Here is a 21,694-nt window from a genome sequence, read left to right as displayed (position 1 = left end):
TAATGCATTCTAAATAAGAACTTTGATCTTCTTTTTCTTCCAGATAAATTGATAATACAAGCCTTGAATAATACATAAACTGACAAATGCCAAGGCATAGGCGACCCAAATGCCTTTAAGCCCCCACATCGAACTAAACCAGTAAGCACATGGCATTTCAATAAATAAAATGGCAGAGATGTTAATCAGCATTGGTACGGTTACAGTCCCACTGGCACGCATAATTGATGCAAAAATGGCACCTGCACCAAAGAATAAAATTGCCCAAAGTACAATAAATAAAAGCTGTTGCCCTAACACCACCACAGTTGGATCTGTGATGAATAAAGCCATCAAATATTTTGAAAATAGATAGCCGAGTGCAATTAAGGTACCTGTAAATAAAAAGTTCATTCCCAAAGCGGTGCGTGTAACACGTGCGAGTAGGTCCGACTTACCAGCACCAATCGCTTGTGCTGCAAAGATTGAGGCCGCGATGGAGATCGAAATCGCTGGAAACTGAATATAGTTGAGTACCTGATTCACGGCACCATAGGCCGCTGTGGCATGAGCTCCGAAACGGTTCACTAAACCCACAATGACTAAACCGGCCATTGAAGTGGTAATCATTTGAATACCGGTTGGAACACCTAGGCGTAAAATGATTTTACTTAATTCCGAATTATGACGAATATGTTGCAAAAGCTGACGGTTCGGCCGAAGTGGATGCTTTTTCTTGTTTAGATAAATCGCAAGAAAAATGAGAATAGCTACATAGCCAGTAATGGTCGCAATTGCCGGAGCAATAATTCCTAGAGCGGGTAAACCAAAATAACCTTTAAGCAATATCGGGGTAATGACCAAACCAATCACACTGGTTAAAGCCAGTGCAAGTAAAGGAGTAGTACTGTCTCCTACACCGCGTAAAATTGAGGTATAGATAATATAAACAAAGAGAAGAGGACTACCTGCCAACATCCATTGCACATAAGGCAAAGAGAGGTGCATCACCTTCGGATCCGTACCTAAAAGTTCTAAAATATCATGGGCAAAAAACACACCAATGATTGCGGTAATGATACCGCCAATGATGGTCATAAATAGGGTAGAACCCACCACACTTTGAACTTTTTCAATATTCTGCGCGCCCCATGCCTGCCCTACTAAAACAGTAGTACCCGTTGAAATGCCGATAATAAACGCAAGCAGTAAAAACAAAATGGGGAAAAAAACCGAGACGGCAGCAATCGCATCGACCCCCATCATTTGTCCAACAAAGATGGTGTTAATGGTACCGGACAGGTTTTGCAAGATATTGGTTGCAATCAGGGGCAATAAGAAAACAAAAAATGTTTTCCAAAGATTTTGCTGATGAATTAAAGACTGTCTTGGTGGCATGTATTCTCCATCGCCCATCTCTTTGATGAGCGGGTCGGATATTCAACTTAGCATAGTTGTGTGGAATTTCTTGTAGTATTTTTACTATGCTAAGTGACTAAATTTATTAACATTGATTCAGAATTTCTCCTGCTTTTTGCAGTGTTTCATCATTTTTTGCAAAGCAGAAACGAATCAAGCGTAAAGACTCTGGGGCTTGTTGGTAAAACACCGAAACAGGAATAGCCACAATCTTATGTTGCTCAGCAAGAAACTGGCACATTTCCACATCGTTTAAGTCAGGTCTAATCTGGCTGTAATCAAGGTTTTGGAAATAAGTTCCTTGCGATGGTTTAAGCAAAAAACGGCTATTGTGAATCGCCTGATTAAATCGGTCTCGTTTAGTCTGATAAAACTGTGAAAGTTCCTGAATATGTTCTGGGTGTTGCTGCATATATTGCGCAAGCGCAATCTGACAAGGTGTTGTGCCACAGAAATTAACATATTGATAAATCTGGCGGAACAAACGCATTAAATCAGGTGAAGCAACACAGTAACCGGTTTTCCAACCTGTGACATGGAAGGTTTTTCCAAAAGAACCAATCACAAAACTACGTTCTCTGAGCTCAGGGAAATGCAACGCGCTAAAGTGTTGCTGACCATCAAAAACTAAGTGTTCGTAGACTTCATCAGATAAAACTACAATATTTTTATCCTGAATTAGTGCGATCAGTTCTAACCAGTCTTGTTTGGACCAGATTGTACCTGTTGGATTGTGGGGAGTATTTACCACAATCATACGGGTTTTATCGTTAATTCGATCTTTAACTTGTTGCCAGTTCACCTTAAAGTCAGGTGCTTGCAAGGCAATATGTACCGCTTTACCACCTGCTAACTCGACAGAAGGTCCATAGCTGTCATAACTCGGGTCAAAAATAATGACTTCATCACCTGTGTTGATACAAGCTTGTATGGCACAGAAAATTGCTATAGTTGCACCGGGCGTAATCGTGATTTGAGTTACAGGATCAAGTTGAAGCTGGTCACGCTGTTGAAATTGTAAAGCGAGCTGTTCACGCAGTGCGAGAATGCCATCACCAGGTGGGTACTGATTGTGTCCAGCCAAAGTTGCCTGAGATAGGGCTTCGAGCAAAGCAGGGGGTGCAGGAAAATCCGGGAAACCCTGTGAAAGGTTAAGTGCACCCAAGCGCTGTGCCATTGCCGTCATCGTACTAAAAATAGTCACCCCTTGTGCGGGCAATTTGGACTGAAGCTGTAGCATATTGTTCTCTTAAGGAAATTATTAACGTTATAAAATTGATTCAATCGCTGCTCGTATTACACCTAGAGTTAAGCCGATAAATGCACCTACCACAACGCCATTCACACGAATCATGTGTAAGTCGCCACCGACTTCGTTTTCAATTTTTCCAATCATTTCACGTGAGTCCCACTCATGAATGCGCTCACTCACATAGCGTATGATTTTATGGCTATATTGGTCCGTAAAGTTCATGGCAAGTCCTGTCATTTCTTTGTTGAGAACTTCACGTACTTTTACATTTTGGACAAGGTTTTCACCCAACTGCTGAATGGCAGCTCTGAGGTTCATTGCAATACCAGAGTCTTCTTTCATTAAATCTTCTTTAATGGCATCACATAAAATAGTGACAGCACCACTAATGAAATTTAGGACCTGAGGACTATCTAGCAGCGCATCTTTGCCACTATTTAGACGTTGGCTGGCAATACTCTCAGGGTTTGCTAACTCCAGCATGAGCGAGTGGGCAATAGTTTCAATTTCCTGTCGCCATGGGTGTTCATGGTCAGCCAGCATTGATTCTACTTTTTCAACCAGTGAATCAATGGTGCGCTGCTGAACATCAATACCGATCCAGCTTGCACCTTTTGCAAGAGACCAGACCCCCAGCGCTTTAAACATTTTTCTTGTCAATTCGCGAGTTTTATCCGGATTTTGTACCACCCACTCATGCGCGATATCGAGACCACGTTGCAGTACATCTTGGTGGAAATCATTTTCTAATACTGCACGCAGCATTTCACTCGCAAGTTTATTGACTTGAGTGTTACGCACCCATTGCACACTGTTGTTTTGCACGAAATTGGCAATTTGTTCTTGGCTAACAAATTCAAAAACTTTAGGTACAGTTTGCTGAATAAGTTGTACCACTTGCGTATTGTTTTGTGGACTGGCAAGCCATTGACCAATGGCAAGACTTAAATCGGTTTTTTCTAGGCTTCGTTCGACCACCTGAGGCGACAGGAAGTTTTCCTGCACAAATCGACCCATTGATTCGGCAATACGTGCCTTATTACGTGGAATAATTTCAGTATGATCACGTAAAAACTTAGGGATGGGAAGCTTACCAAATGGGTTTCGAAACAGAACGGTAATCGCATACCAATCTGCTAGTCCACCCACTACACCAGCTTCCGCACCTAGCATTAAAATATGAATTAAGTCTGTGTACTCTGGCAGAAAGCGATTGGCGATCAATAACCCAATCCACAGCACCACCACAATAATAAGTGCCATCGTAGCGAAATATTTGCTGCGCTTCAGATTGGGTGCATGGTGTACTTCTTCTGCCATATTCATACGGTCATCCTATTCATTTTTGTTTTACTGGCGGCTCAGGTGGCGGCAACAATTCTCCTGTCGGGCTTAAACCATATTTTTGTCCGATAGATTTGAGAATTAACGTTGCATCAAAGGCATCTTGAGGAGCCTGCTTTTGATCCCGATAACATTCAATAGTATACGACACTTGAACAGGGTCGATATTGACCACTTGTGGGAAATCATAGAACGGATCATGCCAGAAACCCGGATAGCGGCGGTAGTAACCATACGGGTAAAAGCTTGGTGCAGATGGATAAACTACAGCTTGACGCGGTGGCTTTTGGCTTTGATTACTTGGGTCGTTCAGCACTTTAAAAAAGCGGAAACCTTTTTGTACTGTAGTCTGTGCTGACTTCACCAAAGTGATTTCTTCGGCTGCTCCATAGCTCATGTTTGGATCAGCCTGAAAGCTGATTCGAAACGTTTTAGCATTTAACGGATAGGCCGAAAACTGGCCAAGCTGATCGAAAGTTTTTGGTTTGCTGGGTACAGTTGAACAAGCACTTAAAGTTATGGCAGTGCCTAAGGCTAAACAAAGAGAGAGATATTTCATGGTGAACTCCCAGCTGAGCATAAAAGAATGGATGCGTCAGCATTAAAAATAGAGAAGTCTTAAAAACTACTGTTCGGTTCTAATAAAAATTCGGTTTCCTCTGGTGTTGAGACACGTCCAAGGATGGTATTACGATGAGGATAACGTCCAAAGCGATCTATAATCACTTTATGTTTTTTCTCAAAGCTTAAATTAATTTCATTGCCGAGGCGTTGAAATAATTTTAAAGCAAACTCATGAATTAGCTTCGATTCACTATGCATAAATGGCATGTACAAAAACGAGCGCTGTTCTGGGTTAAGTTGTGCATCGAGTTGCAAACTAATTGCTTCTTGTGACAAGGCTAAAGCAAGTCCGTCATAAGCAAAAGATTCGGGTTGATCACGATAAATGTTGCGAGAAAACTGATCTAGCACAATAATCTCTGCAAGACGACCTTCTGGTGTTTTCCGCCAAGACCAAAGTTCTGCTCGAGTTGCCTGTCGATGAACGTCTGCAAATTGATCACGAATTTTTGCGTCAAAATCCTCACTTTTTGCAAACCAGAGTGAACGGTGTTCAGGTGAAAACCAGAAGTTTAAAATGTCTTGATCGTTCATGATATTGACAACTCTTTAGCAATTATTCTTCAATAAAATCACAATTCTTTCGTGTCTTAAATAACAAGATTGTGATAAAAATTGCCAAACTGAAATGATGTGATCATATCAATAGCCGTATCATGTCACGATTTTGTATATAGTGATCTTTTATAAGCGAGCAAATGCATGAGTCAACCCACTACACCATCTCAATCAGTTATTCCTGCTTGGGTGGATTCGTCGCTACTACAAGGCATGTTACGTGGAATAGAACGTGAAAGCCTACGTATGCAAAGTAATGGGTTCTTATCACAAGAGTTACATCCAAAGGCATTAGGTTCAGCTTTAACACATCCGAAAATCACCACAGATTATTCTGAAGCGTTGATGGAGTTTATTACTTCACCACAGCCAACCATTGGTGATGCCTTGCATGAGCTCACCGATATTCATGCGGTTGTGCACCGTCATTTAGAAAATGGTGAAAAGCTCTGGCCGTTGTCTATGCCATGTATGCTAGATGACAATGAAGAACGTATTCGTCTAGCTCAATATGGCACTTCTAATATTGGCCGTTTCAAGACGCTTTATCGCCGTGGTTTGGGTATTCGTTATGGTCGTCGTATGCAGACGATTTCGGGCGTACACTATAATTTATCTTTTCCAGATTCGCTTTTTACTGCCTTGCAGGCACATGAAACTGACGAAAAATTAAAAGCACTTAGTCTGCAAGATTATCGTAGTCATCGCTATTTTGGACTTATCCGTAACTTTATTCGTTTAACGCCACTGGTTATGTTTTTGGTGGGAGCGAGTCCATCGGTTTGCCGTTGTTTTCTGACGGGTCATGAACATCATTTGTTGCCTTTAATCAAAGGGTCATATTATTTACCGTATGCTACAGCTCTGCGTATGGGACGTTTAGGCTACCAAAACTCGGCACAAAAAAGTTTAGGCATTCACTATAACAACTTAACTGGTTATCTGGACGGTTTACAAAAAGCAGTACATTCTCCATACCCGCCATTTAGCCGTTTAGGGTTAAATGATGCCTCTGGTGAACCATTGCAAATTAATGATCATGTTTTACAAATCGAGAATGAATATTACAGTCTCGTGCGTCCAAAACAAGTTCCTCAAGCGGGTGAAACACCGTCTCAAGCCTTGAAAAATCGAGGGGTGGGTTATGTTGAACTTCGTGCAGTGGACGTAAATCCATATTCGGCAATTGGCGTCAATGAAACAACAGCAGGTTTCCTTGAGGCATTAGCGCTTTATTGTTTATTAAGCGATAGTCCTGAACTGTTATGCCCTGAGCAAGATTTGATTGAGAAAAACCAGACAGAAGTGGTTAACCGTGGTCGAGCACCAAACGCAACCATTACTGATTTAAACGGGTCTTATCATATTGAAGATTGGGCACGTCAGCATATTTCTAAAATGCAGGATTGTGCTCGCTTACTCGATCAGACCTATGCCACAGATCTATACAGCTCGGCTTTGGCTGTGATGCAAGAACGTATTGATGAAGTAGATGAAACATTATCTGCTCATGTGATTGATGACACATTAAAGCATGGTGGAACCTGGAGCTTTGGTAGTCATATGGCACAGTTACATGCTGAAACTTATGAAAAGCATGAGATTAGTGCAGAGACTTTGCAATATTTTGAACAATTGGCTGTGCAATCTTTACAGCAGCAAGAACAACTTGAGCAAGATAATCAGATCAGTTTTGATCAATATCTTGAACAATATAGATAAAAATGAGGTTTTACATGCGATTAAGTTACCGTTTGGTGAGTGGACTGCTTGTTCTGGCAAGCATTGTCGGCATGTCTTTTGCGTTGTATTTGGAACATGTAAAAGGGTTGGAGCCATGTCCGCTCTGTATTTTTCAACGTGTTGGCTTAATGGCAATGGGTTTTGTGGCTCTTATTGCGTTTTTGCATAACCCGGTTTCCAATGCGATTAAACGCTTTTATGCATTTTTGGCAGGTGTTGCAATTTTATGGTCAGTGGGAGTGGCGGGCCGACATGTTTGGCTACAGCATTTACCACCAGATCAAGTACCAAGCTGTGGTCCGGGTTTAAATTACCTCATTGATGCTTTACCAATGAAAACCGTTTTACAAGAAGTACTTTCTGGCTCAGGTGAGTGTGCGGCAATTGACTGGACTTTTTTAGGTCAGTCTTTACCAGTTTGGTCATTGGCCTATTTCCTTTTACTATTATTGGTTTGTTTATGGCAGTTATTCCGTTTTTATCCAGTGTTTAAGACGGCTAAAAAGTAAGTTTAAAGTAATTAAAAAAGGCTCAACTTAAGTTGGGCTTTTTTTATAACTTTCGAATAAGTGAAAATATAAAAAAATTGATAGAAATAACGCATAATTTTGTAGACAGATAGTTCTGTTTTTTATAAAGTGCAGCCGTTTATATATCCTTATGATTATAAAAAATGCTTTTTAATATATTTAGTGTCTTGGAAAAAATAGGGCTAAATGCTCAGAAACGTGCTATTCACGTACAATTTTCTAATGAACTACTCAATCATCAAGTATTCTTACAACGTATAGAAGGCCAACATCAGCTAAATGGCGGCCTAATGGCAGAATTGATCTGCCTTTCAACCAATGCCCAAATTGCACTGAAGCAATTTATTGGTGTTCAAGTCGCTGTTGATCAGGTTACTGATTCGGGGCAATTGTTCCGAACTACAGGTATTGTGACTGAGGCCAGTTATGGACAAAGTGATGGCGCTTTAACGCTTTATAAGCTGACTATAGAAGATGCGACAAATTTATGGCACAAACGCCGTAATAGTCGTGTTTTTATGAATAAAAGTATCGTAGAAATTACCGAAGTTCTATTTAAAGAATGGCAAGAAAAAAGTCCACTGTTTGCTGCGAGTTTAAGTCTTGATTTGGGTGGGTTAAGTCAAAACTATGATATTCGTCCGTTCACTATGCAGCATAATGAGTCTGACTATGACTTTCTCACACGTTTGTGGCGAAGTGAGGGTGTTAGTTGGCTCATTGATGAATCAGAGCTTTTTGTCCCTCATTTTACTGCACCAATACAAGCTCAAAAACTAAGATTAATTGATGACAATAACCAATACCAAGCTTTAGCGCGTCGTAGTATTCGCTATCACAGAAGTAACGCAACCGAATATCAAGATAGTATTACAGGCTTTGTTGCAGTGCGAAGTCTGCAACCGACTGCCGTACATGTACAGCGTTGGCAGCCCGATGCGTTAGCACAAGAAGAGGGTAATGGTTCAGTTGTTACTACCCATACACACTCAGATAACTTTGATTCGGCCACTTTAAGTCTTGAGCAAGCATGGCACGTAAGCCCCGCCTGGATGCAAGATTTAAAAGGGGAAGATCAGGCAACCGCTTCAAGCAGTAGCCAATTAGAAAAATTAAATCAGCACTTCACCGACATGCATGCGAGTCGGGCCAAATACTTTAAAGCCTACAGTAGTGTGCGCGATACCCAAGTCGGCTATTGGTTTAATTTAAGAGAGCACCCTGAAATTGATCAGCATGAAGGAGCAGATCAAGAGTTCCTAATCATTGCCAAAAATTTCTATAACCAAAATAACTTACCTAAAGATTTACATCAGCAAGTTAGCCAGTTATTAACCCAAAGTCGTTGGGATCAACATGGTTACGATGATATCGAACGTCAAAGTAATGAGCTGACCTTAATACGCCGTCAAATCAAAACGGCGCCTGAATACAATCCGGAACAGCATCGACCAATTGCTTACCCACAAAGAGCGAAAGTCGTGGGACCTGAGGGAGAAACTATTCATGTCGATGAATGGGGACGCATTAAAGTACGTTTTCTATTTACTCGTAGTGATGATCATGGCCATGATGGTGGCGCAGGTAGTAATGACAATGATACCGACTCGGCTTGGGTGAGTGTACTGACTCCTTGGGCAGGAGAAGGTTATGGTGCACGTTTCTTACCACGTATTGGTGAAGTGGTGGTCATTGACTTCTTTGATGGCAATATCGACCGTCCATTTGTGACGGGTCGAATCCATGAAGCACAGCGTTCGCCAACTAAATTCGATGTAAAAGGGCAGCTTCCTGATACTAAAAAGCTAAGTGGCATACGCAGTCAGGAGGTTAATGGCAGCGGGTTTAATCAATTACGCTTTGATGACACAACTGGGCAAATTAGTACCCAACTACAAAGTAGTCATGCGGCAACACAGTTGAATTTAGGTAATTTAAGCCATCCTAAAGAACAAGCGACAAGCCAAGGCCGTGGTGAAGGCTTTGAGCTTAGAACAGACGCTTGGGGAGCTGTGCGGGCGGGTAAAGGCATGCTCATTAGTACCTATGCACAAGAGCAAGCGATTGCAGACCATTTAGAGGCCGCACAAGCACAATCCTTACTTTCACAAGGCTATGAAAGCATGAAAATGCTCAGTGAAGTTGCAGCCAAGCAACAAACTGATGCTTTGAATGTAATTAATCGCTTACCCAAATTCATCCAGTCTCTTGAGCTAAAAACTACAGGACAAGCATTAAATAGTACGGTGAATCTATTTAAAGAAGGAATTAATAACGATCCTATCCATGCCCTAAAAGACTGCGGTGGCTTTATTCAAGACATTGGTGCACTAGGGGGAAATACAAAAGGCGTTGTAGATGAATTTAATTCTTTCTTTAGCGATGCTAAAGATGCGGTAGAAAATTTAAAAGCATTTATCGAAAACGTTGAAGAACATGGCCCTGATATTGTTAAAGGAAAACTCGCAAGTATTAAAGACCGAATTCATAAAAATCCATTTGAAAGTATTCAAGAGGTCGGGAAAGTCTTAGCAAATGTCGAGACTAAAGACTTTGATTTGATGAGTACGTGTGGAACTTTTAGTAAAGGCAGTAAATTGGAAGTATCACCTTCTAAAGCATTGAGTTCTTTACAAGGCTTTATGGAAGGTTATACCCAAGGTTTAGAAAGCAGTTCCGATACTCAACAACAAGAGCAAGGCAAGATCTTCAGACAAGCCCTTATGTTGTTAGCATCGCCAAATGGTATTGCTTTGACGACGCCTGAAAATATTATTTTGCAAGCTTCGCAAGATATTGCCGAAAGTGCCAGCGGTTCAATTAATTTAAGCGCACAAAAAAATATTATTGGGCATGCACAAGACAAAATTAGTTTGTTTGCTGCGCAAAAGGGTTTGCGTGCTTATGCAGCGAAAGGAAAGCTCGAACTACAAGCACAAGACGATGCTATTGAAGCAATTGCGAAGAAGGTGATTAAGCTTATTTCTACTGAAGAAAAAATCGAACTTACCAGTCCAAAAGAAATTGTATTAACAGCAGGTGGGTCACAGCTCAAAATTAATGCCAATGGGGTATTTTCAACAACAGGTGGTAAGTTTGAAAGTAAAGCTGGGCAGCATTTGTTTATGAGTGGAGCAACAGTAAATGCTGAGTTACCAAAAATGCCTGAGAGTGGAATATTTAGTCGAAGATTTGATTTTAGTGATATTTTCAATTTAGAAAAATTGAAAGAGGAAATTAGATTTAAAGTTATCAATAAAACAAAGAATACGGAATATATTGGGATGTTAGATGAAATGGGCCGAACACCAAGAATATTTAGTGATTCATCAGATACTATTGAAATTCAATTTATTAGCAATAATGAGAATAAAAGTATTATACCAACGAAGGAATTAAATGAAGATATTTATAATCATGATACGGGGGATTTTGTAGATGATGGAATTCAGAGCCAGCTTGCAGAAGCACTAGATGATGAATATAAAGATGATCTAGAAGATGATTTTAATAAATTTGGAGTATAAAAGATGAAACGCAGTTTAACATTGCTACTGAGCACATTTATCTCAATACAAGCTTTTGCTGAAGAAAATGCTTGTGAAAAAATTTGGGATAGTTTCAAAAATAAAAATGAAAGTATCAAAATTGATAAAGTTAATGTCCCCTGTAAACAAATTTGGGAAGATAGCAATAAAGCAAAGCTTGTAAAGACTATTGGCTTAAACCCAAAAGATGCTCAATGGATGTCAACAGGGGAATGCCAAGTTATTGAAGTAAATAAAAATAAATACCAAGTTTATTATGCTTATCTAAAAAATGATCATAGTGATATAAATATCATTAATGACACTAATGGTAATTATTTTTCATATTATAGAAATTTAGGTCGCTATGATATGTTTGAAGATAAGTTTTATCCAACAAAAAAAGCTAATAAAAATGGTGTGGAATTAAGCTGCCCTGGATTGGGGAATTTTGAGAAAATGAAACCTATTTTAAGTTCATATATCAATAATAAAAAAATTGATATTAAACGATTTAGTTTTGAGGACTTAAATAAATGAAAAATGGTAAATCTATAAATCAAAAATCATATCCGTTAACGCGTTATGGATTTATTTGTGCTGTTTCAAGAATGGAATCTTCATCAGATTTAAGTTTACCCTTAACGGCACCGGTAAACATTAGAGCAAGCCAAAATAAAAATTCTCGGGGTTATATTGGTTTTTTTCAGTTTGGGGAAGCTGCACTGATTGATCTTGGTTATTATAAGCATTGGAATGATAATTCTGATAAAACCAAAGCAAACGATTGGACCGGGAGTTGGGTTGGACATAATGGTGTTAATTCTTTATCAGATTTTTTGAAATCCCCTGCTAAGCAAATTCAGATCATTGGAGAATGGATAGATCTTCTTTGCAAACGATTAAGAAATAGAAGTTTCAATGAATACTATGGGAAAATAATAAATGGAATTGAAATTACTGAATCAGGTGCTATTGCAGGTGCTCATTTAGTTGGGGAAGGAGGATTAGGTTCTTTTTTAGGTATATCAGGTTTTAAAGGAAATTATAAAGAAGTAGATGGAAATAATGTTCACATTAGTAGATATATTGAGATGTTTAACCATTATGACTTAGAAAGCTGTTGTAGTAGAAAAATATATATAATATTAAAAAACCAAATAGGACAAATAGCAAAAAATAAAAAAGTAACTATTGAATCTGAATATAGTGGTAAGTTTAAACAATCTAAGTTTATTGTAAGTGCTGAGTCAGATGAGCAAGGATTATTACCTGTTATTATTAGACATCCAGGCAGTAAAATTATAATTAAAGTAGATGGCAAACAATCTGCTGTCATCACACAAGCCTCTGATAAAAAACAATCTATTGAATTAAGTGTAAGTGAAGATATTAAAATTCAATCTGTCTTACAAAAACCTGCTGAACCAGAGCCAAAACAAGAAAAAGTTGTTGTGGTGGAACAGAAAACTGTTGATTTGAAGAAAGATGAGGTGAAAACGAATGCTCCTAAAGATATAAAATTTGATATAGCGATAATTGAAAGTGACACAAATAGAAAAATAACGAATATGAGGTTTTTTATAAGATATAAAGGTAAGATCAAAGAGCATACTTCTGATAGTTCAGGAATAAAAACTGGTATAATTGCAGAAGAGGGGGAAAATTTAGATATATTGGTAAATGGAAGTAAAGGTTATCAAAAACTAAAAACAATATCTATAACTAAAGGAATGGAAAATAGCTGTATATCAGTCCCATTAGGACTAGTCAGTGTAAAATTGAAGATACATGATAGTAAAGGTAAAATTTTAAAAAATAATAAGTTTTTTGTTTCATATAGAGGTAGAGAAATAGAAAAAATAACGGATAGTAATGGCTTTATTCAATTAAAAATGTTGAATGCATTTGTTTATAAATTGCTTCTTTCAAATAAGAAACCTATTTTGACATTAAGAAATGATCCAAGTATTTCCGTAATCAATGTTAACTTAAATTCTGCAGCTACAACAATACAGATGCCTCGAGTAGCTTCAAATCCCCCAAGTAAGACAGTGCCAGCAAAAACAAAACCAGCGAAAGAAACGTCATCTAAGAGAGAAGAGAGCTTTGTTGATTACTTAATTGATTTTATTCCTTCATTAGGAAAAACAGAGAATGTTCATACAGAAAAAAATGGTAATCCTTTAACCAAACAGTATGGTAGTGATGTCGTTTTTACTATTAAAACAATCAATAAAGAGACAGGTAAGGAAGAAAATCTAGCTTATTCAATTAAGTATAATGGTGCAAAAAGAACACATTATACTGGACAAGATGGGATTGGATTAAAAAAACATCGGGGTGAAGAGGGAAAGAAAATTGAAATTGTTGTAGATGTTGATAGTAAAGAACAAGTACTTTATACCGCTATATTGAAGAATCCTATGCCGGTTATTGAAATAAGAATGGATAAGCCAAAAGATGATGACTCATATTTATTCCCTTTAAAGGCACGGACAAATTCATATAAAAATGGATTTGCTCGATTTGGTTCTAATCGTAGTGGTGGAAAACGTAAACACGCAGGTTGTGATCTGTATGCACCAACAGGAACTGAAATTAGAGCGATGGCTGATGGAAAAGTCCGTGTAGTAAAAGGTTTTTATTCTGGTACTGATGTAATTGAAATTGTACATAAAAAACATATTATACGCTATGGCGAGGTTCTGGCAGGAAAGTCCTTAGTAAAAGTTGGAGATGATGTAAAACGCGGGCAAACTATTGGCTATGTCGGTAAACTCACAGTACAAGTTCCAAGTATGATGTTACATTTGGAGATGTATTCTAATCCTAAAGATACTAGTCCATTAACAGTTCGTGGCAATAATGCCTATCAACGACGCTCTGATCTAATAGATCCTACTACTTTTTTAGATAATTCAACATTATGAGATTGGTAATGAATAAAATTTTAATAGCGCTAAGTTTTTTATTTTTGACGGCTTGCAATGATTTTAACAAACTGGAAAAAGAATCTAATGCATCTATTGAACATCAAAATGAATCAAATTCAGTTATAAAGTCACAGTTAAGTAACTCTAATGACTCACTAATAAAAGAAACTACTGTTTCTCAAGTAAAAGATAAAAAAATAGAAAATTCAAAACCGCAAATGGATGCTCAGGATAAAATTACTTGTATGGGTAAAACCTTAAATGATTGGTATACTTTTGATGAAAAGTTAGAACAACCAAAATGTAAGAAATTAAACGGTTATAAACTCAAGAATTATCAATGCTCTGTTGAGAAAAATGTATTCGATTTAAATTCTGATGCTATTAGAATTACTATGAAAGATACTAGAGTATTTGCATTCCATTCTCTTGAACAATGTCAAGAAGCTGTTGAAATGTGGGAAGCGAATGGTATTTAGAATTTGAAAAAATTGATTAGAGTCATGAATCATTATATTTATTTGGAAAATATAAAATTATTTCTTTAAAAGTAGTTTTAATGAATATCTAATATATTTCTGTAATTCTAGATTTTGATAAGATTTTTATCTAACTTGTTGTAAAGATACGTTAAGAGTCAAATTAACCGGTAGATAGCTTATAAATATATAAAATCACTTTTATAGGCACTTTTATTGCTAAAAGTGCCTATATTATCTTTGATTAATTATTTATTAGACAGCTTCTATAAACAATATCAATATTATAACTTTTAAAACCAATTTAATATTTTTAAATTGTTGATTTTAATATTTTTAATTTTGTTATTATCGCCGTTAATTAAATAGGGCAGTTTAGCGCCAATCAAAATAGGTAAGTCATCATCAATATCATCACTGTATGTTGCAAACCAAGGTTCTTTGATATCAAGTTTATTCAATCTTTTTACTTTTTCTTCAGCCCTAAAATTTATTCCACTTACCCATCCTCCTACTTTATCTTATAAAGGAGTACAATGATTTGTACATCTAGGTTAATAGACTCGAGCAAAACATTCGCTAACTTTTCTGCTGTAGCCATGGCAATAAACACAATTCTTCCGTTGTCTAAGTGATCTTTTACTTCAGTTATACCTTGCTCAAAATAATATAATGAGTCAGAAGAAGTGTCTTTGATATTCTTAGAGCAATTTTTAAAGTTATATTCTAATTCTTCTTCATTCAAGCTATACGTTACAATCCATAAATATAATCAGCCACCTTTAGATTTATATTTTTTTAAATTTCATAAGAGATAAAGCAATGAGCGTAACAATGAGTGCAGCGATAAATCTAAAAATATTAGATTTCAATTTATCTGTTAACCATGTCCTTGTAGATTCACCTGGTAGTAATATCTTATCCAAGACAAAACAACAATTTCTTTCATATATTTCTTTAGAGTTGGTAATAGTAATAAGAATTAATTTTCAAAAGAGTATTTTAATAGCTGATTTATAAAATTATTAAATATTTTATTGTATTGTAATTTGGTTATAATAGTTTGACTTGATTGTTTATAAATTAATTAAATGAAAATTTTTTGTTTTTTATTATTGCTAGTTCTTTCTACTAACACATTTGCAAATGCAGATAAGTGGTATGGTACTTATCATTATTATAGTTCTGAAGAACTACCAGGTGGAAATGTTGCGACGATAGAATCTGTTTTAACATTAACACCCAAAAAGTGTGAGTATTCTGTTGCTGGCTTTCAAGTTGATAAATCTTATATATGCAAAGTGAAAGAGAAAAATAACGAACTATATTTATTTAAAGTTCAAAGTGGTGAAAAGTTAGGAAAAGTAGTCTATAAGAAAGGAAAATATTATCTTTATTCCGATGAAGTTTTAGATATCAAAGATAATCTATTTTATAAAGATAAATAATTGATATAGAGCTATTTTTAAAATAATTTAGACGTAAAAAAAGCCCAACATAAGTTGGGCTTTTTTTACGTCTCTACAATTCCTTCTAAATCTTCGAGCGTATAGTTCGGCATATCAATAATATGGGTTTGAATACCGTCTTGCACATAATCATTCACATGAGGATATAACCATCGAGTAATCTGTTCGGCAACACTTGAGTGATACTGAATTTCAAAGTGATTTAAGCCATAAAACACCGCTTTATGTGAATCTGGAACTTTAAGCTGAAAACGTGGATTAGGATGTTCACCTAGTGCGCTTTTTACACTCACTAAGTAATCGCCAATCACGGTAAGCGCTTTATTACGCACCTTTTCAAACTCGAGTGTTCCTGCCACTAAAAAGGTATTGATATGGGAAGGTAGAGGAGCCGGAGCACGGTTGTCATCCATCATACCAATACGGGCATCCATGTATTCCCAGTCATCATCTCGAACACTACCATGGCGTAGGTCTAAAATCCCATTACTACGGATGTTAACCAGCTGACCAATTAGGCCAACAAATGGAAAAGCGCCTAGCCGATCTTGTAACGCAAATCCAAAACGCTCAAGCACTGCACCGTGGTGGGGAGATCCAATACAGACGAGGTTTTCGACCATATGAATCCATTGGTACATATTTTGTTTACCATAAAACAGTGCGCTACGGGAAACCAGTCCACCCATGCTATGACCAATTAAATCAATGCTGGTAATTCTTGGATTACGCTGTACTAAATCTTCTAATAAATTTGAGAAACTGCGGCCATTGGCTGAAATACGGCGGCCTGTATTGTAATTTAAATACAGCATCGTGTTGTGATCACGCTGTGCTAACAGACGCTCACCAATCCCGCCATAATGTGCATTTGACCAAGTAAGATGGTTCATGCACAAACCATGAACCAAAATTACAATACGGCCTGCAAGTTCGCCTTGTTGGATTGCACCGTAGTGGTCGTATAGAACCATTGGCAAGGCGAGGGGACTATGTTGTTTAAGTAGATAGTCTCCGAAAATACCATTTAACACTCCTACTAAAAAATGAAGGGTTGGTGTTAATGGCTTCTCATGAAGGGTTGGAAATTTTTCAATAATACGACGTAACCCTGGTGCTAAAAAACAACTACCATATTTTTGTAAGGCACCATAAGAAAACTGATATGCCTTTTGGACAGAGGGCCGTTTTTGGAAATTTTTAGCATTTTGGGCACTAATACCAAAAGCATTTTTTAATACTTCAATATTAATGACTTGTATTAATTCATGTACACCATTTAAGCTGGTACTGAACAGTTGAGCTAAACCTTCTAGTACGTCGGCCTGACTAGGTGGCGTACGATCCCATTTACAATAAGTTTCATGTAACGGTGTTAAGCTCGGCATATCTTTTCCCCATTTACGTTATAACCGACGTTTTAAGCTGTACTTTTTATGAACGGCAGCTAACGTTTCCATCTTAGTAGTTTAAATAACACATGTTTTTAAAATACTGATGAATGGTAAGTTGAGTGGTTTTTCTTGTCTGACAATAGTGTTTTTATATACAAACTGAGAACAAAAATGTGAGTTTATTCTCAATTTAGAGGGAAAATATATGAATATTATCTACCTCCATGGCTTTAATAGTAGCTCTTCTTCAATTAAAGGGCTCAGCCTTAAGCAGTATTGTAGCGAATTGGGCATAAATGTGCATTTGCCAGATTTAAATAGATCTCCGGAACAGGTAGTAGCACAGGTTTCAGAGCTGATTGAGTCTTTACAAGAGGTGGCTTTAGTCGGCAGTAGTCTTGGTGGTTTTTTTGCGACATATTTTGTCGCGAAATATAATATTCCAGCTGTACTGATTAACCCTGCTATGCAACCATGGAAGCTGTTTGATGAGTTATTTCAAGTTGAAAGCATGCCTTATAAGGTGAACGATCAATGGTCAATTGATCATGTTCAGTTACGACAGTTAGAACAACTGGAACTGAAACAGCCTGAAAATGCTGACAAAATACTCGTCTTGTTGCAACAAGGCGACGAAATTTTGGATTATCGTCAAGCACAACGCTATTATAGTGCTGTAACACCATCCTCATTGATTTTGACGGATGCTCATGGCAATCATGCCATGGAAGATTTTGAAGAAAAATTACCCTTAGTGATCGAATTCTTTGCGCACACCATCAAATAAGGAAAACGTACAACGTGACACAATATACGGCTCAATCGCTTGAAGTTCTTTCCGGTTTAGACCCTGTTCGTCGTCGCCCGGGGATGTATACCGATACTTCTCGTCCTAACCATTTAGCCCAAGAAGTTATTGATAATGCTGTCGATGAAGCCTTAGCCGGTCATGCCGACAAAATCTGTGTCACGGTTTATAAAGATGGTTCATTGTCAGTTGAAGATAATGGCCGTGGTATGCCAGTCGATATTCACCCTGAATATGGCCAAAGTGGTATCGAAATCATTTTAACCAAGCTGCATGCTGGCGGTAAGTTTAGTACTGATAACTATCAGTTTTCAGGTGGTTTACATGGTGTGGGGATTTCGGTTGTAAATGCTTTATCAACTCGTGTTGAGGTAGAAGTTCAGCGTCAGGGTAATTTATACCAGATGGCCTTTGAGCAAGGTGAACCCGTTGCTCCTTTAGCGGTATTAGAAGGTAAAGCACCTAAACGTGCGACAGGAACTACTGTACGTTTCTGGCCTGAAGCTAAATATTTTGATAGCCCAAAATTTGCTTTAAAAGCACTCAAACATAATTTAAAAGCCAAAGCTGTTCTAGCTGCTGGTTTAAAAATCACTTATATCGATCAAATTAATGATGAAAAAATCGAATGGCAATTTGAAAATGGTCTTGTCGATTATTTGATGGATGAATTGCAAGACCGCGAAATTTTGCCAAACCCTGCATTTGTAAGCAGTGGGCAAGCAGACCGTGCGGCATGTGAATTTGCGATTTGCTGGAATGTTGAAGGTGGTGAACAGGTTCAAGAAAGTTATGTCAACCTGATTCCAACTGCACAAGGTGGTACTCATGTGAACGGTTTGCGTTCGGGGGTGACCGAAGCGCTACGTGAATTCTGTGAGTTACGTAATTTATTACCACGTAATCTTAAACTTTCGGCTGAAGATGTTTGGGATGGCGTGAACTATATTTTATCGCTTAAGTTCCAAGAACCACAGTTCTCTGGTCAAACCAAAGAGCGTCTTTCGAGTCGTGAAGCTGCCAATATTGTTTTAAATATTGCTAAAGATGCGTTTGCGCTCTGGCTCAACCAGCATGCTGAAATTGCCATGCAACTTGCTGAAATGGCGATTTCTAAAGCAGGGCGACGTTTAAAAGCTGCAAAAAAAGTTGAGCGTAAAAAGATTGTTTCTGGCCCGGCTTTACCGGGTAAGCTGGCAGACTGCGTGGGCCAAACACGTGAAGAAAGTGAACTCTTTATTGTGGAGGGTGACTCTGCGGGCGGTAGTGCCAAGCAGGCGCGTGATAAGAACTTTCAAGCCATCATGCCAATTCGTGGAAAAATCTTAAATACATGGGAAGTTTCTTCAGATGAAGTACTTGCTTCTCAGGAAGTTCACGACATTGCGATTGCAATTGGTGTAGACCCAGGTAGTGATGATTTATCTGAATTACGTTACGGCAAAATCTGTATTTTGGCCGATGCCGACTCGGATGGTTTACACATTGCGACTTTGCTTTGCGCTTTATTCGTTAAACATTTTCCAGCATTGGTTGAAGAAGGGCATTTATTTGTAGCAATGCCACCATTGTTCCGTATCGACATTGGTAAAGATGTTCATTACGCGCTAGATGATGAAGAGCTTGAAACCATTTTGAAAAATGTTAAAGGCAATAAGAACCCGCAAATTACCCGATTCAAAGGGTTGGGCGAGATGAATGCAATTCAACTACGTGAAACAACAATGGATCCGAACACCCGTCGTTTGGTGCAACTCGATCTAGATGATGCACATTTAACGGCAGGTTTACTCGACAAGCTCCTTGCAAAAAAACGTGCAGCAGACCGTAAGCAATGGCTTGAGCAGAAGGGTAACTTAGCTGATATTACGGTTTAAAAATAAATGAAAAAATCCCCGCTCAATTGGCGGGGATTTTTTTATTTAAACCTAAATTGTTGGAAATCACCACAACGGGTTCTACTATTAAATTAAAAAATAGACAGATCTGTCTATTTTAATTTAGACAGTAATTTTTATAGCTTCTGGAAATTGAAAAACATCACAATTTGCACCGCCTCCAATTCGATCCACTACTGCAAAATCACTCGGCGCTTCAAAGGTAAGCAAAGGATGATGCCAAGTACCTGCCCGATAATTGATACTTTGCTTGCCATCCGAAACAAAAGCACATAGTTTTGAAATATCAGGAGTATTTTCGTCTAAAGCAGGGGCCACAATAATTAAAAATTTTTGTTGCTGTAATGGAATGAATGCTTGAGAGCCTTTCGGATGGCGCTCTAGCATTGAAATTTCCATAGGTAACACACTGGCCTTAATATTTCGGAATATACTGATTCCTGCCTTTGCTTCGCCCTCAATTTCAGTTTCAACGAGCGCATGGTAGCGCTCGGTGTGTGCATCATTAATATGAAAAAAATCATGCCCGTCACAACAAATGACTTCTCCGAAGGGCTGAAAGTTCTCAATGGTTAAAGGCTGAATTTGAATATTCTTCATGATCATGACTTGGCAATTTTTCCCCATAAACGCACACGACTAATACCACCATCCGGAATCATATTAATACGGATATGCGAGACTTTTTCATGCTTTAAAATCTCATTCACATATTCATGAATATGGTCCATTTGCATAGGTTGGGCTTCAAGTAAGTAAGACCAAAACATACTTTGTGGAATCAGCTGTGCATCGGTTGCATTTTCAAGGTAGACCGCCTGAATAGAAACTTCAGCAGGAAAGTTGCCTTTAAAGTGCGCCGTATCAATTTCAATTTTTTCAATTTTTCCGCTTTTACCCAATGCAAGAATACACCAGTCATAACCTGGTGCGCGGCGGCGTTTGGTTTCCCACCCATCTCCCATGTTGACGCCACGGCCTGGGTTAATCAAATTACGTGGATGTCCAAAGTGCGCATCGCTATAAGCAATTACACGACCGCCATTTTCTAAGGCCAATAAATCGAGAGTCTGCTCGTGGTCGGTCACCTGAATATGAACGTCACCATAAACGCGTAAACGGGCAACACCACCATCTGGGAAAATATTGAGGCGTATATGCGTGAAAATTGCATCATTATTGACCATAAAAATATGATGTTGACTCGGCCCTAGCTCGGTATTTTCTAAAATACTCTGCCACGTTACCCCAGTAAGGTCACCATTTGGTGCATAACATGCCTCTAATGATGCAGATGCAGGATAATTTCCTGTAAAAAACGTGGTATCGATATCAAGTGCACTGATTTTTCCACTCACACCTAGTTTCACAATACACCAGTCATAGCCTGCATGTCGCTTACGGCGGGTCTCCCAACCGTCCATCCATTTGCCATGATCATCAAATTTATCTTCAACAAAAATAGGTGCTTCAAATTGCAGCATACGCTTTGCTTCTGCAAAGAAATCATCTGAACACTCAATCACTTGTGCACCAATTCGGGCATCTGCCAAATTTGTTTTAGTATTCAAAATTTCAGGAAGTTCAAAAGCTGGAGCGTGCAATGTTGCCATAATGGAGTATCCGTATTTCTTGTTAAAAACATGATTTTTCATTTAAAACTGCACTCACACTGAGCGTGTTGAGATGAGTTTTATACATAAATATATAAGCATGGTGCATGCCAGTTTTGTG

The 21,694-nt window shown here is 38.1% G+C and carries 17 protein-coding genes and 1 pseudogene; 9 read left to right on the top strand and 9 right to left on the bottom strand.

The annotated features are described in order from the left end of the window. Positions 1–9: 9 nt before the first annotated feature. The 5 genes from EGT34_RS10790 to EGT34_RS10770 all read right to left on the bottom strand — a co-directional run bounded on the left by EGT34_RS10790 (position 10) and on the right by EGT34_RS10770 (position 5,152). Positions 10–1,377: an MATE family efflux transporter gene (locus tag EGT34_RS10790; RefSeq protein ID WP_001135116.1), complete on the bottom strand. Its 1,368-nt coding sequence runs from the start codon at positions 1,375–1,377 to the stop codon at positions 10–12. Positions 1,378–1,483: 106 nt separating this feature from the next. Next, the gene (locus tag EGT34_RS10785; RefSeq protein ID WP_000939862.1) at positions 1,484–2,638 is read right to left on the bottom strand and encodes a pyridoxal phosphate-dependent aminotransferase; all 1,155 of its coding nucleotides are present in this window, start codon (positions 2,636–2,638) and stop codon (positions 1,484–1,486) included. A gap of 27 nt (positions 2,639–2,665) precedes the next feature. Continuing rightward, complete coding sequence (locus EGT34_RS10780; protein ID WP_001055481.1) at positions 2,666–3,976, bottom strand: DUF445 domain-containing protein; 1,311 nt, start codon at positions 3,974–3,976, stop codon at positions 2,666–2,668. A gap of 13 nt (positions 3,977–3,989) precedes the next feature. Further along, complete coding sequence (locus EGT34_RS10775; RefSeq protein WP_000876369.1) at positions 3,990–4,553, bottom strand: CC0125/CC1285 family lipoprotein; 564 nt, start codon at positions 4,551–4,553, stop codon at positions 3,990–3,992. Positions 4,554–4,612: 59 nt separating this feature from the next. Then, the gene (locus tag EGT34_RS10770) at positions 4,613–5,152 is read right to left on the bottom strand and encodes a DUF924 family protein (protein WP_000999588.1); all 540 of its coding nucleotides are present in this window, start codon (positions 5,150–5,152) and stop codon (positions 4,613–4,615) included. Between the two features lie 168 nt (positions 5,153–5,320). On the opposite strand from EGT34_RS10770, the gene gshA reads away from it, so the two are divergent. The 6 genes from gshA (at position 5,321) to EGT34_RS10740 (ending at position 14,391) form a co-directional block, all read left to right on the top strand. After that, positions 5,321–6,898, top strand: a complete 1,578-nt coding sequence (gene gshA / locus EGT34_RS10765; protein WP_000082287.1) for a glutamate--cysteine ligase — start codon at positions 5,321–5,323, stop codon at positions 6,896–6,898. 14 nt (positions 6,899–6,912) lie between these two features. Continuing rightward, complete coding sequence (locus EGT34_RS10760) at positions 6,913–7,428, top strand: disulfide bond formation protein B (protein WP_001240040.1); 516 nt, start codon at positions 6,913–6,915, stop codon at positions 7,426–7,428. A gap of 164 nt (positions 7,429–7,592) precedes the next feature. Further along, the gene (locus tag EGT34_RS10755) at positions 7,593–10,976 is read left to right on the top strand and encodes a type VI secretion system Vgr family protein (RefSeq protein ID WP_000898334.1); all 3,384 of its coding nucleotides are present in this window, start codon (positions 7,593–7,595) and stop codon (positions 10,974–10,976) included. Between the two features lie 3 nt (positions 10,977–10,979). Further along, a complete protein-coding gene (locus EGT34_RS10750; protein ID WP_000830813.1) occupies positions 10,980–11,516 on the top strand; it encodes a hypothetical protein in 537 nt (178 codons plus the stop codon). Next, entirely contained in the window at positions 11,513–13,909 is a 2,397-nt protein-coding gene (locus tag EGT34_RS10745; RefSeq protein WP_000788403.1) for a M23 family metallopeptidase, read from the top strand. The genes EGT34_RS10750 and EGT34_RS10745 overlap by 4 nt, the downstream gene beginning before the upstream one ends. An 8-nt stretch (positions 13,910–13,917) precedes the next feature. Then, complete coding sequence (locus EGT34_RS10740; protein WP_001033666.1) at positions 13,918–14,391, top strand: hypothetical protein; 474 nt, start codon at positions 13,918–13,920, stop codon at positions 14,389–14,391. A gap of 293 nt (positions 14,392–14,684) precedes the next feature. Here the strand turns inward: EGT34_RS10740 and EGT34_RS21250 are convergent. Further along, positions 14,685–15,340 (bottom strand): annotated as a pseudogene (locus EGT34_RS21250) (haloacid dehalogenase-like hydrolase). 142 nt (positions 15,341–15,482) lie between these two features. Here EGT34_RS21250 and EGT34_RS10725 point away from each other — a divergent pair. Next, complete coding sequence (locus EGT34_RS10725; RefSeq protein WP_000687989.1) at positions 15,483–15,839, top strand: DUF5991 domain-containing protein; 357 nt, start codon at positions 15,483–15,485, stop codon at positions 15,837–15,839. A gap of 65 nt (positions 15,840–15,904) precedes the next feature. Here EGT34_RS10725 and EGT34_RS10720 read toward each other — a convergent pair whose 3' ends face one another. After that, positions 15,905–17,248, bottom strand: coding sequence for an alpha/beta fold hydrolase (locus tag EGT34_RS10720; RefSeq protein ID WP_001139636.1), 1,344 nt, complete (start codon positions 17,246–17,248; stop codon positions 15,905–15,907). Positions 17,249–17,459: 211 nt separating this feature from the next. Between EGT34_RS10720 and EGT34_RS10715 the strand changes: the two genes are divergently transcribed. Together EGT34_RS10715 and parE are read left to right on the top strand one after the other, a co-directional pair. After that, complete coding sequence (locus EGT34_RS10715) at positions 17,460–18,041, top strand: YqiA/YcfP family alpha/beta fold hydrolase (RefSeq protein WP_001021727.1); 582 nt, start codon at positions 17,460–17,462, stop codon at positions 18,039–18,041. A 14-nt stretch (positions 18,042–18,055) separates the two neighbouring features. Beyond that, a complete protein-coding gene (gene parE / locus EGT34_RS10710; RefSeq protein ID WP_000195970.1) occupies positions 18,056–19,939 on the top strand; it encodes a DNA topoisomerase IV subunit B in 1,884 nt (627 codons plus the stop codon). A 123-nt stretch (positions 19,940–20,062) separates the two neighbouring features. On the opposite strand, the gene EGT34_RS10705 is transcribed toward parE, so the two are convergent. Then, positions 20,063–20,566, bottom strand: a complete 504-nt coding sequence (locus EGT34_RS10705; protein ID WP_000605500.1) for an ureidoglycolate lyase — start codon at positions 20,564–20,566, stop codon at positions 20,063–20,065. After that, complete coding sequence (gene alc / locus EGT34_RS10700) at positions 20,563–21,573, bottom strand: allantoicase (protein WP_000212412.1); 1,011 nt, start codon at positions 21,571–21,573, stop codon at positions 20,563–20,565. Before alc ends, EGT34_RS10705 begins: the two co-directional genes overlap by 4 nt. Positions 21,574–21,694: the final 121 nt, after the last annotated feature.

This window comes from Acinetobacter sp. FDAARGOS_558, from assembly GCF_003937785.1.
Taxonomy (GTDB): Bacteria; Pseudomonadota; Gammaproteobacteria; order Pseudomonadales; family Moraxellaceae; genus Acinetobacter; species Acinetobacter baumannii.
Note: the sequence above shows the minus strand (reverse complement) of the source record. Positions and strands in the feature narration are given on the sequence as shown.

Coding starts and splice junctions, on each gene's coding strand:
- EGT34_RS10705 (WP_000605500.1), bottom strand. CDS start 20,566: ATGATCATGAAGAATATTCAAATTCAGCCTTTAACCATTGAGAACTTT.
- EGT34_RS10715 (WP_001021727.1), top strand. CDS start 17,460: ATGAATATTATCTACCTCCATGGCTTTAATAGTAGCTCTTCTTCAATT.
- EGT34_RS10725 (WP_000687989.1), top strand. CDS start 15,483: ATGAAAATTTTTTGTTTTTTATTATTGCTAGTTCTTTCTACTAACACA.
- EGT34_RS10740 (WP_001033666.1), top strand. CDS start 13,918: ATGAATAAAATTTTAATAGCGCTAAGTTTTTTATTTTTGACGGCTTGC.
- alc (WP_000212412.1), bottom strand. CDS start 21,573: ATGGCAACATTGCACGCTCCAGCTTTTGAACTTCCTGAAATTTTGAAT.
- gshA (WP_000082287.1), top strand. CDS start 5,321: ATGAGTCAACCCACTACACCATCTCAATCAGTTATTCCTGCTTGGGTG.
- EGT34_RS10755 (WP_000898334.1), top strand. CDS start 7,593: ATGCTTTTTAATATATTTAGTGTCTTGGAAAAAATAGGGCTAAATGCT.
- EGT34_RS10745 (WP_000788403.1), top strand. CDS start 11,513: ATGAAAAATGGTAAATCTATAAATCAAAAATCATATCCGTTAACGCGT.
- EGT34_RS10785 (WP_000939862.1), bottom strand. CDS start 2,638: ATGCTACAGCTTCAGTCCAAATTGCCCGCACAAGGGGTGACTATTTTT.
- EGT34_RS10760 (WP_001240040.1), top strand. CDS start 6,913: ATGCGATTAAGTTACCGTTTGGTGAGTGGACTGCTTGTTCTGGCAAGC.
- EGT34_RS10720 (WP_001139636.1), bottom strand. CDS start 17,248: ATGCCGAGCTTAACACCGTTACATGAAACTTATTGTAAATGGGATCGT.
- EGT34_RS10780 (WP_001055481.1), bottom strand. CDS start 3,976: ATGAATATGGCAGAAGAAGTACACCATGCACCCAATCTGAAGCGCAGC.
- EGT34_RS10770 (WP_000999588.1), bottom strand. CDS start 5,152: ATGAACGATCAAGACATTTTAAACTTCTGGTTTTCACCTGAACACCGT.
- EGT34_RS10750 (WP_000830813.1), top strand. CDS start 10,980: ATGAAACGCAGTTTAACATTGCTACTGAGCACATTTATCTCAATACAA.
- EGT34_RS10775 (WP_000876369.1), bottom strand. CDS start 4,553: ATGAAATATCTCTCTCTTTGTTTAGCCTTAGGCACTGCCATAACTTTA.
- EGT34_RS10790 (WP_001135116.1), bottom strand. CDS start 1,377: ATGCCACCAAGACAGTCTTTAATTCATCAGCAAAATCTTTGGAAAACA.